Below are 13,027 nucleotides of genomic sequence, written 5' to 3'. Positions count from 1 at the left end.
GTCAGGATGCCTGCAGGCGCGTTCCCGTCAGGTGCTTGCCCGCACGCACGAGGCCGAGGATCGTCGTCTCGATCATCGACCACTCGCGCAGCACGAGGTCGCGGCTGTAGCGCAACACGATGTAGCCCTTCTTGCGCAGCCGATCGTCTTGACGAAGGTCGCGATTGTGCTGACGGCGAGTCGTGTGCGGCCCATACCCGTCGAGCTGGAGCACGAGTGCGGTGCCGATGAGCCCATCGACCGGGTGACCGTCGATGACGACCTGTGGAACCATCACAATGCCGCGCCGAGCGAGACGGGTCCGCGCAACCGTCTCCGAGTCGGAGTCCGACGTCGAGCCGGAGTGGGCGAGCACCCTCGCGAGTGCGGCATCGACCGTCGCGAGTTCACCGAGCTCGCCGAGCCCGATGTGTCCGCGCCGCAGCGCGGAGTCGACCACGATCACCGCTTGCTCGAACGGTTGGCAGTGCGCGATCGTCACCAGCAGACTCGCCGCAGACTGGATCGGTGCGCGAACACGCGGCGCGACGTCTGGTTCAGGATGCCGCGTCCAGTGCGTGCGCACGGGCAGGTCGCACTCGAGATTCGACGGCGTGCTGACGTCGAGACGCGGAGTGTTCCGCGCGACGCTGAGGTGGAGCTCATCGGGCCTGACATCCCACATGCCGTGCACGGCCGCCGCTGACACGCACCCGAGAGTCGCTCCGGCATGGGTCGCACGAATCAACCGAGCGTCGCATCGTTCGCCGACGAACCAATCACGTCGAATCTGCCGCAGCTCGCCTCCGGTGAGCGCCGCACGCAGCAGGTGCGCCGATACGCCGTGCGCTCGCAGTTGTGCACGGTGAGCGATCTGCAGCGGGCCGAGCGCACGGAAGACCGGCCGGAGATCATGTGCCCGGCGCAGCGCGGGTGCAGGTGCGGGAGCGGGAGCGGGTGCGGGAGGACTCATCCACGAATCATCCGCTCGCGAATGCGAACCTGCTCGCCCGCGCGTGAAGACTGTGGATGCGTCGCGTCGTTCGTCACCTGTTGAGGCGTGCACATGGAGCGGTTCACGTGGTCGCCTGCTGAAGCCCCGCACATGAATGTAGGACGTAGGCCGCTTCGTAGGACACACTTCATCGGAGGTGACCTACAAAGCGACCTACGTCCTACATCACAATGTTCAGAAGCGGCAGCGCGGCAGCGCAGCGCGGGCTACGCGAACTCGACCACGAGCTCGAGCTCGACCGGCGAGTCGAGCGGCAGCACCGCGACACCGACCGCCGAGCGGGCGTGACGGCCGGCGTCGCCGAAGATCTCGCCGAGCACCTCCGACGCGCCGTTGATGACACCCGGCTGGCCGGAGAACGAGGGGTCGGATGCCACGAAGCCGACGAGCTTCACGATGCGGGTGACCCGGTCGAGTGAGCCGAGCTCGGCGCGCACGGCCGCGAGCGCGTTGAGCGCCGCCGTGCGGGCGTACTCCTTCGCGTCGTCGGCGGGCACCAGCCCGTGGCCGTCGCCGACCTTGCCGGTGGCGGGCAGGGCGCCGGCTATGAAGGGCAGCTGGCCCGAGGTGTACACGTGAGAGCCCGTGATGACGGCGGGCACGTACGCGGCGACGGGTGGGGCGACCTCGGGCAGTTCGATGCCGAGCTCGGCCAGGCGAGCCTCGACGGCGGCCATCAGGCTTCGCCCTCGAACTGCTTGGCGGCCTGCGCAGAAGCGGCAGCGCCGGCGGATGCCGCGGAAGACGACTCTCCGCCGACCGGGCGCTTCAGGTAGGCGACGAGCCCGCCCTCGGGACCCTGCACGATCTGCACGAGCTCCCAGCCCTCCGACCCCCAGTTGTTCAGGATCGCCGCGGTGTTGTGGATCAACAGCGGAGTGGTGATGTACTCCCAGGTCGTCATGGGTTCCTGTCTCTCTGTCGCGTGGATGACGCGCATTCTCGGAAATGTCGAACGAAGTATGGGATTCGCGGGCATCGGCGCGCCTGCGCCACGAAACGGCACAGCGCCTGCATAGCGGGATTTGCCAGCATTCTCCGTTAAGCTCCACTATATGTCTGCCCAAAAACGTACGATGAGCGACGTCGGTGCCGGAATCCTCGGCTTCGTCGGCATGAGCGCTCTCGCCGGCGTGCTCGTCACGGTGGCCGTGACTCCGGCACTCGCTGTCACCGGCATGGCCGCGAACAACAGCATCTCGATGTTCGAGAACCTGCCCGGGTACCTCAAGATCGACAAGCTCGCAGAGAAGTCGACGGTCTACACGACCAATCCCGACGGCACCAACAACGAGCTGGCGTCGTTCTACACGCAGAACCGTGAAGAGGTCGCGTGGGAGGCCATCTCCCAGTACGTGAAAGACGCCGCGGTCGCCGGTGAAGACCCCCGGTTCTACGATCACGGCGGCATCGACGTGAAAGGCACCGTTCGCGGGGCGCTGAACACGGTGCTGAAGGGCGACACGCAGGGTGGTTCGTCGATCACACAGCAGTATGTGAAGAACGTGCTCATCCAGAAAGGCATCTCCGAGGCGACCACTCCCGAAGCGGAGGAAGCGGCTTACGAGGAAGCGACCGAGACGACGATCGACCGCAAGCTCAAAGAGATGCGCTACGCGATCACGATCGAGAAGGAGTACCCGAAGGACGAAATCCTCAAGGGGTATCTGAACATCGCCCACTTCGGCGGTCGCGTCTACGGCATCGAGGCCGCTGCGCAGTATTACTTCAACGGCACCACGGCCGCCAACCTCACGCTCGCGCAGTCCGCGAGTCTCATCGCGATCGTGAACCACCCCGAGAAGTTCCGCCTCGACTACCCCGAGAGCGAGGCGAACGGCGCTGCCACCGTCAACGACAAGGGCGAGCCGGTGCCGTATGCCGACAACAAGGAGCGGCGCGACTACATCCTCGGCGAGATGTTGAAGCTCAAGAAGATCACGCAGGAGGAGCACGACGCCGCGGTCGCGGAGGTCGTCGCGCCCGTACTGAAGGAATCGAGCACCGGATGCCAGACAGCGGGTGGTTCCGCGTACTTCTGCGATTACGTCACGTGGGTCATCAAGGACAAGTTCGACTTGCCTGAGACACCCGACGTCAACGAAGGTTCGCAGATGCTCCAGAAGGGGGGCCTGCAGATCTTCACGACGCTCGACCCCGAGATGCAGGCCCAGGCCGAGGGCGCGATCAACGAGAATGTTCCGTACACCGACGCGCGTTTCGACGTCGGCTCGGTCGCGGTGAGCGTCGAGGTCGGCACCGGCAAGATCCTCGCGATGGCGCAGAACAAGAACTACTCGCAAGACGCTTCGGTGACCGACGTCGACCCCTCGTACACTGGGCTCAACTACAGCACCGACTACGCGCACGGCGGCTCGCTCGGCTTCCAGCCCGGGTCGACCTTCAAGGTGTTCACGCTCGCCGAGTGGCTGAATGAGGGGCACTCGCTGCGGGAGTCGTTCAACGGCAAGCGACGAAACTTCACGTCGTTCCCTGCCGCGTGCTACGGCGGATGGAAGGGCAACTACGACCCCAAGAACGATGACGGCACCGGTGCCAACAACGCGGTCGACGCGACGAAGTACTCAGTGAACACCGCGTTCATCGCCATGGCGCAGCAGCTCGACCTCTGCAAGATCAAAGACACGGCGCAGGCGTTCGGTGTGAGGCGCGCCGACGGCCTCGACCTCGGTCAGAGGTTCGACTACGACAGCGAGACCGGTGAGGCGATCTACAACGCCGACGGATCGCGCGCCATCGACGAAAGCGCCGTCTTCGGACCGGGTGCGATCCTCGGCACCGAGGAGATCGCGCCGCTCAGCATGGTGAGTGCCTTCGCGGGTATCGCGAACAATGGCCTCACCTGCTCGCCCATCGCGATCGCACGCATCGTGGAGACCAACGGCGAGGAGATTACGCCACCCGCCACAGAATGCACACAGTCGGTCGCACCGAACGTCGCGGCTGCGATGGGCTACGCCATGGCGCAGACCTTCAGCGGCACCGCGAGCGCCGCGAACACCTGGAGCGGTGTACCGCACATCGGCAAGACGGGTACCACCGACGACAACAACGACACCTGGATGAACGGCGCGTCGACTCGCGTTGCCACGGCGATCTGGGTCGGCAACGTCACCGGCGATGCCAATCAGCGTCAACTCGACGATTGGGACAGCGGCCCCGTTGCCACGGCACGCCACCGCATGTGGAAGAAGATCATGACCTTCGCCGATGAGAAGTACGGCGGCGGCGAGTTCGCCCAGCCCGACGAGAGCGCGTTCAAGCAGGTGCTCGTCGACATCCCGCAGGTTGCGGGCCTGTCCCTCGACGCCGCGAAGCAAGCACTCGAGGCGGGCGGCTTCGTCTTCGAAGACGGCGGCCAGCAGGACTCGAACCTACCCGCCGGCACCGTGACCGGCACCGACCCCTCGGGTCAGGCCGGAAAGGGCACGACCATTCGGGTGTTCACGAGCAACGGTTCGATGACCGGCGTACCGAATGTCGTCGGAATGACCGGCGATCAGGCCGAGGCGGCCCTCAAACAGGCCGGGCTCAAGGTGAAGCGACAGAACGAGGACACCACCGATCCCACGAAGGTCGGCGTGGTGATCTCGCAGAACCCGGCGGGAGGCGGTTCAGCGAAGCCAGGTGACCAGATCACGATCGGCATCGGAAAGCTCACAGCGGGCGGCGGGGGCGACAACCCTCCCGGCGACGGATAGTCGGCGACCCACCCGTGACGAAGGCTCGAACCTCCCCCGTCGCGGCGATCGCGATCGCCGCCGCCGCGACGGGAGCCGCCGCGCTCGCATGGGGCACCCTCGTCGAGCGCACCCGCTGGACCCTCAGGCGAGTGGATGTCCCGGTGCTGCCGCCGGGCGCCGCGCCCATCCGCGTACTGCACCTCTCCGACCTGCACATGGCGCCCTGGCAGCGCGACAAACAGGAGTGGGTGCGACACCTCGCCGAGCTCGAGCCCGACCTCATCGTCGACACCGGCGACAACCTCGGCCATGAACGCGGCATCGAGGGAATCCGCCGGGCATTCGAGCCGTTCCGCGGCATCCCAGGTGTCTTCGTCAACGGTTCGAACGACTACTTCGGACCGCAGCTGAAAAATCCGTTCGCGTACTTCACCGGCCCGTCGCGGTTCAGCACCAGAGCCGAGCGACTTAATATCGCCGAACTGCACGCGTACTTCGCCGACCTCGGATGGAACGACCTCGACAACACCGCCGCTGCTCTCGACCTGCGCGGCACGCACTTCGAGTTCTTCGGCGTCGACGACCCGCACAAGGGATACGACCGGCTCGACCTCATCACGGCGGCGATCGACGAGTTGCGAGCCGACGACCCGCTCGGCGACGAGACCTGGCCAGACGAGGCATCCGTTCGACAAGCTCCGGGCGGCGCCGACGGACTTCGTCCCACCGTCACGGTCGGCGTGACTCACGCGCCGTACCAGCGGGTGCTGAACTCGTTCGTGAACCATGGCGCACAGCTCATGCTCGCCGGGCACACACACGGCGGCCAGGTGTGCGTGCCGGGGTTCGGAGCACTCGTCACGAACTGCGACATCCCCCGCGACCAGGTCAAGGGACTCAGCGTCTGGCGACACGGCTTCCGTGCGGCGTTCCTCAACGTGTCGGCCGGTCTCGGCACCTCGATCTACGCACCGGTGCGGTTCGCGTGCCCACCCGAGGCGACGCTGCTCACCCTCGTACCGACGGAGTGACACGGAGCTGGACCGGGTGCGAACCTTCGGCCCATCCGACACCGCGACCGGTCAGAACTTGGTCGGGCGAGCGCCGATTATCGGCTATTCTTGTTGAGGCCCGTAAGGGCCACCCCGGGGTGTGGCGCAGCTTGGTAGCGCGCGTCGTTCGGGACGACGAGGTCGCAGGTTCAAATCCTGTCACCCCGACCGGGTGAAACCCCCTCCTCCGGGAGGGGGTTTTCGCATGCACGGGCGAGCCCGCCTTTTCAGGGCCGCCCGAGTCCGCGATAGTGCCACCCGGCCGCCCGCCATGCGGCTGGATCGAGCACGTTGCGCCCGTCGATGATACGGCGCTCCCCCACCATCTGCCCGGTCTTCTCTGGATCCAGCGTGCGGTACTCGCTCCATTCAGTGGCGAGGATGACCAGTTCAGCACCGAACAGCGCTTCGCGTGTCGTCTCGGCGTATGTGAGCTCCGGCAGTTTGATGCGTGCGTTCGCGATGCCTTCAGGATCGGTCACCACCACGATGGCACCCCGCTCGCGCAAGTGCGCTGCGATGTCGAGCGCAGGCGAGTCGCGGACGTCATCGGAATCGGGCTTGAACGTGACCCCGAGCACCGAGATGCGTCTGCCGACGACCGAACCTCCGAGGTCGGCCGAAGCGAGGTCGACGACGCGCCGGCGTTGCCGCATGTTGATCGCATCGACCTCTGTGAGGAACGCGAGGGTGTCGCCGAGTCCGAGCTCGGCTGCGCGAGCGGTGAATCCGCGAATGTCCTTCGGCAGGCAGCCCCCGCCGAATCCGACGCCGGCGTTCAGGAAGCGCCGGCCGATACGGGCATCGTGGCCGATCGCGTCGGCGAGTGCCGTGACATCCGCTCCCGTCGCATCGGCGATCTCCGACATCGCATTGATGAAGCTGATCTTCGTGGCGAGGAACGCGTTGGCGGCGACCTTCACGAGCTCGGCGGTCGCATAGTCGGTGACGATGCGGGGCGTGCCGGCCTCGATCGCGGCACGGTAGACATGATCGAGCACGGATGCCGCGTGGTCATCGCCCTCGCCGACGCCGTAGACCAGACGGTCGGGCGAAAGCGTGTCTTTCACCGCGAAGCCTTCGCGCAGGAACTCGGGGTTCCAGGCGAGGCTCGCGTGGGGGGCGTCGGCAGCGAGCCACGTGGCGAGCCGGGTCGCGGTGCCGACCGGCACCGTGCTCTTGCCGACGACGAGCGAACCCTCGGCGAGGTGCGGCAGGAGACCGCGGAACGCCGCATCGACGAACGAGACGTCTGCGGCGCCGGTGTCGGCTGCTTGCGGAGTGCCGACGGCGAGGAAATGCACCTCAGCCTCTGCAGCATCCGCGATGTCGGTGCTGAACCGAAGCCGCCCGCTCGCGGTCGCCGAGGTGAGGATCTCCGGCAGGCCCGGCTCGTAGAACGGCGGGCGCCCCGCCGCGAGCGCCGCGATCTTCCGCTGGTCGACGTCGATGCCGACCACGTCGTGGCCGAGTTCGGCCATGGCGGAGGCGTGTACCGCGCCCAGGTAGCCGCAGCCGATGACCGAGATGCGCATGCCAGTCCTTCGTTTCGAGCGAACGGGTTCCATTCTGCCGCACGCGATGCACGAGACGCTGAACCGGTGGTGCGATCAGCCCGTCATCAGCGGCGTCGTGAAGACCAGCGGCATCCGTTGGCGGGGCTCGGCCGAGACGAACCGGTAGACGACCGTGGCGACCTGTCCGGGCGCGAGGTCGACTCCGACGTTGTTGGCGATGCGCCCGTCGGCCGTGACCGACTGGTAGCCCACCGCGACGCCATCGAGGACGACGCCGGCATCGAACGCGCCCGGCGGCGAGTACACGGCGACGTTCGTCGCGATGACGCCCGGGGGTACGCCGAACGCGCCACCGTTGGTCGTTCGGCGGGGCAGTGAAACGGCGGCGTCGGCCGGCGCGGTGCTGGTCATCCGCACCGTCACCTCGATCTCCGAGCGCCCGTCGCTCCGGGTGTCGGAGACCTCGACGTTCGTCGCGACGTCGAGGTACGCGCCCATCTTGCCGCCGGACCGGTCGTTCAGGTACACCGCGTAGGCCTGATCTCCGAGCGAGAGCTGTGTGGCCTGCATGCCTGCGAGCGTCGTGTCGGCGAGCACAGCCTGTTCGGCGTCGTGAGCACTCCAGATCGCGATCCGGTGCTCCTCGGCGACGCGGGTGACCGCCGAGATGAGGGCGACCGGGTCGGCACTACCCGAAGAGACGGCCTGGAAGACCGCCGCTGCGGCTGAAGCGAAGTACTCGTCTTGCGCGTCTTCATCGTCGAGACGTTCGTAGGTGTCGACGAGGAGTGACCGCACGGCGTCGCCTTCGCTCAGCAGGCTGCCACCGGCGAGCGTGACAGGGCCGGTGGCGCCGAGCACATAGCTGAGCCCCACGGGGTCGACGGCGATGACTCCGTCGACGACGGTGCCGTGGTCCCTCGCCCACATCGCCGCCGCGAGCCGGCCACTGAGTGCGAAGTCGGGGGTCGCCGTCACATTCTGGATGTAGGTGCCGAGTTGATTGCCGAACAGCGCGACATCGGCTTCTGGAAGCGGGAGCACCGGCTCGCTCAGGTGCTGCAGATCTCCCGACGCCGCCTGCGAGGCGAGCGAGATCACGCCGTCTGCGGTGTGCACGAGTGCGAGGGCTCCGATGATGCCTCCGCCAGTGCGCAGCTCGGCACTGTTCTGAAACAGGATGAGGTAGTTGCGTGGCCCCTCGGCGCCGAGCATCTCGGGCAGGATGCGAACCGCCCGATCGAGTGTGGCCATGGCATCGGAAGCCGACTCGAGCGCGCCGGCGAACTCGTCCGTCGCTTCAGCGACCGGCCCGATGAGTGCGTCGGCATCGATTGCATTCACGCGTGCGGATGCCTCGTCGAGCGCTTCGACCGCGTCGCCGACGACGGGCCGGGCCTCGACCAGTGGAGCCAGGTCGATGCGGCCGTCGGCGGAACGCAGCTGCGTGGTGTCGATGGATCCCGCGATCTCGGCGAGCGGCACGATGACGTGCGAAGAGACGCGATCGAGCTCGCTCGACAGTTCACGCACCACCGACAGGTTGATGCCCGCTGACGGCACCGACTCGGCCGCGCGCCAGATCGGATCGCTCGTGAGCTCGGTCGCCGTCGACGCGTGTGCGGCGAGCGCCGCCGCATGACTCGAAGCGGCCTCCGTGTCTCCGCCACCGATGTCCTGCTGGATCTGCGTTGCGAGCGGCACCGCGGCTGCGAGCTCGTTGCTCGCGAGCCAGCCCCGGACGCCGATCCAGACGAGAACGCCGACGAGCAAGCCCAGCGTCACCGCTGCGATCCAGATCGCGATGCGTCGGCCCTGCCCGGCCGTTGAAGCGGCCGCTGCCACGAGCTACCGCTTCACGAGCCGACGAGTCAGCAACACGACGCCACCGATGGCCATGAGCCCGAGAGCGCCGAAGGCGATCGTGAACGTGGCGTCGGAGACACCGGTCTCGCTCAGCATCGCGGTGTTCTCGACCACGGGTGCGGAGCCGGAGCCTCCGCCCGACGGGCCAGTCGCGCAACTCGGGGTGGACGGCGGGTACGACAACGGCACCGAGATCGACGGGTTCACCGTGATCGTGGCACTCGTGATGCTTCGCGTCCAGGCGAAGTTGCCGGAGGTCTCCACCCATGAACCGTCGACGAAGGCCCAGCCTGGCCAACCGCCGGGCGTGCCATCGCTGTTGACGGAGGCTCCAGGCCAGAGGACACGCCCTGAGAGCGTGCCGTTGACGATGGTGCCGAGCGGGATCGAGTACGAGTTCGAACCGTCACTCAAGACGAGCGTCGCGGTGTTGCCTGTGGAGAGGTTGTTGGGGTCGACCAGGTCGACGGTATAGCCGATGTAGGGAACGTCGCCATCGCAAATGCCGGTGACGGCGGACCCCGCGAGCGTGGGGTTCGCAGGCGGAGTGGTGGGCGGGTACTGTTCTGCGAAAGCCGCGGTGGGGACAGTGAGGAATGCCGCCACCACGACAACGGCTGCAATTTTGCGGAGCACGATTGCCTCTATGGGTTCGGGTAGAAATCGGGTAAATGGTCGGGTAACGCTCGGAGTCTACGCGCGGACCACCCGCCCCGTCTGCGCCCAGTTGAGGGGTCAACACGACCACCGCTTTCGGTTCACTAACCTGAACGGATGCAGGATGTCCCCTCGCCGCAGAACGACCGAGACGAGCCGCCAATCGACGCACGGCACGGCCCGCGTGCCGTTCGGCTGTCGCGGTGGATCCTCGCGCCCTACCTCATCGCGCTCGGGCTCATCGTCTTCCTCCCATCCCGCGACGCCGGCCGCATCACCGGCATCGTGGGTTGGGCCGCCGATGTTCTCGCCTCGTTCGGTGCGCCACGGGAGGCGAGCGCCGTCGTGCTCGAGTTCCTCGCGAACGTCGCGCTGTTCGTGCCGTTCGGCGTTCTGGTTGCGATCGCCTTCCCCGCCCTCTCGTGGTGGGTCGTGCTCGCCGTCGGTTGTCTCGCGAGCGTCGGAATCGAGCTCATCCAGATAGCGATCCCATCACGCTTTCCCACCGTCTCCGATGTGATCGCGAACACGGCCGGCACTGCACTCGGTCTCGTGCTCATCCTGTGGTGGGCGCGCGCGCGGCATCCGCTCGGCTCCGACCGCTCGCCAACCTGAGCAGGCGCTCGAGTGGGCCCCGGCCGAGATAACGTCGCCAAAGCCAGGCGAACAGCATCGAGCCGACGATCAGGCCGATGAGCAGCTCGGTGGAGTCGTCGGTGTAGAAGCCGTTCTCGACGCGCACGGATGCCGCGATCACCACGAGGTGCAGCGTGTATACGCTGAGCGGCATCGAACCCATCGCCGTGATCGGCGAGAGCACGGCAGCGGCGACGCGTCGTACGGGCGCGCGCGCGAACGAGGTGAGCAGCAGCATGCCGGCGACGACGAGCACGGCGACGCCGACGTTGCCGACGGCCTCGAGTGAAGTGCGCCATGCCGAGATCCACGGGTCTGACTCGCCCGCTGCGCCGTCGCCGAGTGGTGCGGAAGCCCCGACGTCACCACCCGGCATCAGTGCGACGATCGGCAGGAGCACGGCCGCCGTCGCGGTGCCCGCGAGTGCGGCGATCGTCACGACGCGCGCTGAGGTGAGATCGAGGCGGGCGAGCGCGAGCCCGATCAGCATCACGGGGATCCAGACCACGACGGGGTAGGCGCCGCTCACGACCCAGTCGACGACGATCGCGAGCGGTCCGGATTGCAGCTCGAGAACCGGGTCGGAGGCACTCGCGACCTCGGCGAGTGCCGGCATGACCGCGAGCAGGGCGATGCCCACGACCAACGCCACGCGCGGCGGCAGGAAGAGGAGCGGCAGCATCAACAGGAACGCGACGCCGTACACGTCGAGGATGATGAAGACGAGCGGATGCAATGTGATGGCGATGAGCAGCCCGAGGGCGATGAGTATCACCGCCCTGATCGCGATCTGGCGGCGGAGCCGCGCCCGGCCGGTCGTGACCGGTCGGGTCCCGCCCGAGATGAACGCCAGACCCATTCCCGCTGTCAGCGCGAAGAGCAGCCGAGGGCGTTCGTCGGCGATTTCGATGAGCGAATTGAGATCAGCGGATGCCGCGATCGGTGCGACATGCGCGACGAACATGCCGATGAGGGCGAGCCCCCTGGCCGCATCGACCGCGTCGATGCGGCGCCCGGCCTGCTCGACGGGTGCTGGAACGACGAGGCGGGCGGCAGGGCGACTCACCTGATGACGACCGTCGGCGCCTCGAGGTTGGCGAGCACGCCTTGGCTGACGGATCCGAGCAGGAACCTGGCCAACGGGCCGCGACCGTGGCTGCCGACCACGAGCATGGTCGCGTCGGCCGCCGCTTCGGTGAGGTCGTGCACCGGATCGCCGGCGACGACCGATCGCTGGATCTCGAGTCGAGGGTGTTCGGCGATCACCGGCGCGAGTGCCGCCTCGAGGATCTCGAATTCGGCTCGTGCGAGATCGTCGGTCGCGATGAGCGGGGCACCATAGCCGTACTCACCGCCGACCATCGCCACGACGTCCCATGAGTGCACCGCGACGAGCGGCTCTTCGAGGCGCGTGGCTTCGCCGGCCGCGAAGGCAAGTGCATGGTCGGAGGTGTGGGACCCGTCGACCCCGACAACGACACCTCGGCGGCCGATCAGGTCACGATCGGGAATGACCGCGACAGGAGCGTGGCTCGCCGCAGCGATGCGCAGACTGTGCACGCGACGACGACTGGCTCGCTGCCCGCCGTGCCAGTCGCTGCCGACGACCAGCATCGCGGCATCGCCCGAGATGCGCTCGAAGACTTCGACGGGCGATCCGCGTTCGAACGTCGTCGCCACCGCGAGGGAACCGTCGACGGCGGCAGCGGCCGCTGCCGCCTCGTCGAGGCATTCGCGTGCTCGGTCATCTGAAGCGCGACGCATCTCGCCGTCGTCTGCAACCCCTGCCTCACCATCGACGCGCACGGATGAGATCGAGGCGGCGTCGATGACATGCACCAGCCGGAGCGGCGCGCCGAGCGCTGATGCTCGCTCCGCCGCCCATCGCACGGCTCGCAGCGTGGCGGAACCTCCGGTGCTGACACCGACCGCGATCTCGTTCATGGCGCACCTCCGCGGGCTCTCAGTCCATCTTCACGCGCGATCCGGCGAATGCACCAGCCCTTGGCACCAAGAACCGGGCCGCACGACGACGTCGATGCGGCCCGACCTCGTGACCGGCCTATTCAGTCGTGCGATTTCGTCGAACGGTGCGGAGCACCACGACGAGAGCACCGCCGAGGATCAGTGCGCCGATGCCGATCCACGCGAGCAGCATCGGGAATTCGTAGCCGGTGCCCGGCAAGCCGGTGTCTGAATCAGCGGCAGTGTCGGCCGGAACGACGGTCAACGTTCCGGTCGCGACCGACTGGCCGGCGGTCACCGTGACCGTGTAAGTGCCGGGAGTGTTCGACGACGCCGAGTATGCGACGGTTCCCGTCGAACTCGTCGGCTTGGACGCAGTGGCGGTCTTCAATACCGCGAGCGTCACCGCATCGTCGGCCGTTGCGGTCGACGGCGTGTTGGGCGGCAGGCCCGAGAAGTTCAGTGTGCCGGTCTCACCGACCGTCACGGTGACCGAACTGCCTTGGCCGGTGTATCCCGCCGCGATTGCGGCTGTCGGAACAACGAACACAGCAGCGGCTGCGAGCAGCACCGCTGCGATTGCTTTGCGTGCCATGATGGTCCCCTCAGTAACCGATACGACGCGCAAGTCGAGTT

The 13,027-nt window shown here is 67.2% G+C and carries 12 protein-coding genes and 1 tRNA gene; 4 read left to right on the top strand and 9 right to left on the bottom strand.

The genetic code is table 11. The annotated features are described in order from the left end of the window. Position 1: 1 nt before the first annotated feature. The 3 genes from AC1C2T_RS09355 to sp36 form a co-directional block, all read right to left on the bottom strand. Complete coding sequence (locus tag AC1C2T_RS09355; RefSeq protein WP_495385092.1) at positions 2-952, bottom strand: DUF559 domain-containing protein; 951 nt, start codon at positions 950-952, stop codon at positions 2-4. 248 nt (positions 953-1,200) lie between these two features. After that, a complete protein-coding gene (locus AC1C2T_RS09350; protein ID WP_495385091.1) occupies positions 1,201-1,671 on the bottom strand; it encodes a RidA family protein in 471 nt (156 codons plus the stop codon). Beyond that, positions 1,671-1,898, bottom strand: coding sequence for a Sp36 family protein (gene sp36 / locus AC1C2T_RS09345; protein WP_495362295.1), 228 nt, complete (start codon positions 1,896-1,898; stop codon positions 1,671-1,673). The genes AC1C2T_RS09350 and sp36 overlap by 1 nt, the downstream gene beginning before the upstream one ends. A gap of 172 nt (positions 1,899-2,070) precedes the next feature. On the opposite strand from sp36, the gene AC1C2T_RS09340 reads away from it, so the two are divergent. From AC1C2T_RS09340 to AC1C2T_RS09330, 3 genes are all read left to right on the top strand, one after another. Next, a complete protein-coding gene (locus AC1C2T_RS09340; protein WP_495385090.1) occupies positions 2,071-4,716 on the top strand; it encodes a transglycosylase domain-containing protein in 2,646 nt (881 codons plus the stop codon). A gap of 14 nt (positions 4,717-4,730) precedes the next feature. Beyond that, positions 4,731-5,729, top strand: coding sequence for a metallophosphoesterase (locus AC1C2T_RS09335; RefSeq protein ID WP_495385089.1), 999 nt, complete (start codon positions 4,731-4,733; stop codon positions 5,727-5,729). A 115-nt stretch (positions 5,730-5,844) separates the two neighbouring features. Further along, a tRNA-Pro gene (locus AC1C2T_RS09330) sits at positions 5,845-5,918 on the top strand. Between the two features lie 59 nt (positions 5,919-5,977). Here the strand turns inward: AC1C2T_RS09330 and AC1C2T_RS09325 are convergent. The 3 genes from AC1C2T_RS09325 to AC1C2T_RS09315 form a co-directional block, all read right to left on the bottom strand. Continuing rightward, positions 5,978-7,285: a UDP-glucose dehydrogenase family protein gene (locus tag AC1C2T_RS09325; RefSeq protein ID WP_495385088.1), complete on the bottom strand. Its 1,308-nt coding sequence runs from the start codon at positions 7,283-7,285 to the stop codon at positions 5,978-5,980. A 75-nt stretch (positions 7,286-7,360) separates the two neighbouring features. Continuing rightward, the gene (locus AC1C2T_RS09320) at positions 7,361-9,112 is read right to left on the bottom strand and encodes a DUF4012 domain-containing protein (protein ID WP_495385087.1); all 1,752 of its coding nucleotides are present in this window, start codon (positions 9,110-9,112) and stop codon (positions 7,361-7,363) included. A gap of 3 nt (positions 9,113-9,115) precedes the next feature. Next, on the bottom strand, positions 9,116-9,769 hold the full coding sequence (locus AC1C2T_RS09315) for an LPXTG cell wall anchor domain-containing protein (protein ID WP_495385086.1): 654 nt from the start codon (positions 9,767-9,769) through the stop codon (positions 9,116-9,118). A gap of 138 nt (positions 9,770-9,907) precedes the next feature. Between AC1C2T_RS09315 and AC1C2T_RS09310 the strand changes: the two genes are divergently transcribed. Next, positions 9,908-10,405, top strand: a complete 498-nt coding sequence (locus tag AC1C2T_RS09310) for a VanZ family protein (RefSeq protein WP_495385085.1) — start codon at positions 9,908-9,910, stop codon at positions 10,403-10,405. On the opposite strand, the gene AC1C2T_RS09305 is transcribed toward AC1C2T_RS09310, so the two are convergent. From AC1C2T_RS09305 to AC1C2T_RS09295, 3 genes are all read right to left on the bottom strand, one after another. Beyond that, a complete protein-coding gene (locus tag AC1C2T_RS09305) occupies positions 10,347-11,492 on the bottom strand; it encodes a heparan-alpha-glucosaminide N-acetyltransferase domain-containing protein (protein ID WP_495385084.1) in 1,146 nt (381 codons plus the stop codon). The genes AC1C2T_RS09310 and AC1C2T_RS09305 overlap by 59 nt on opposite strands. Further along, complete coding sequence (locus AC1C2T_RS09300) at positions 11,489-12,370, bottom strand: universal stress protein (protein ID WP_495385083.1); 882 nt, start codon at positions 12,368-12,370, stop codon at positions 11,489-11,491. Before AC1C2T_RS09300 ends, AC1C2T_RS09305 begins: the two co-directional genes overlap by 4 nt. Before the next feature lie 118 nt (positions 12,371-12,488). Then, on the bottom strand, positions 12,489-12,986 hold the full coding sequence (locus tag AC1C2T_RS09295) for a hypothetical protein (protein ID WP_495362286.1): 498 nt from the start codon (positions 12,984-12,986) through the stop codon (positions 12,489-12,491). Positions 12,987-13,027 lie beyond the last annotated feature (41 nt).

Source organism: Agromyces sp. Y558 (genome assembly GCF_059445415.1).
The sequence above is the reverse complement of the archived record's forward strand: the minus strand, read 5'-3'. Positions and strand labels throughout refer to the sequence as shown.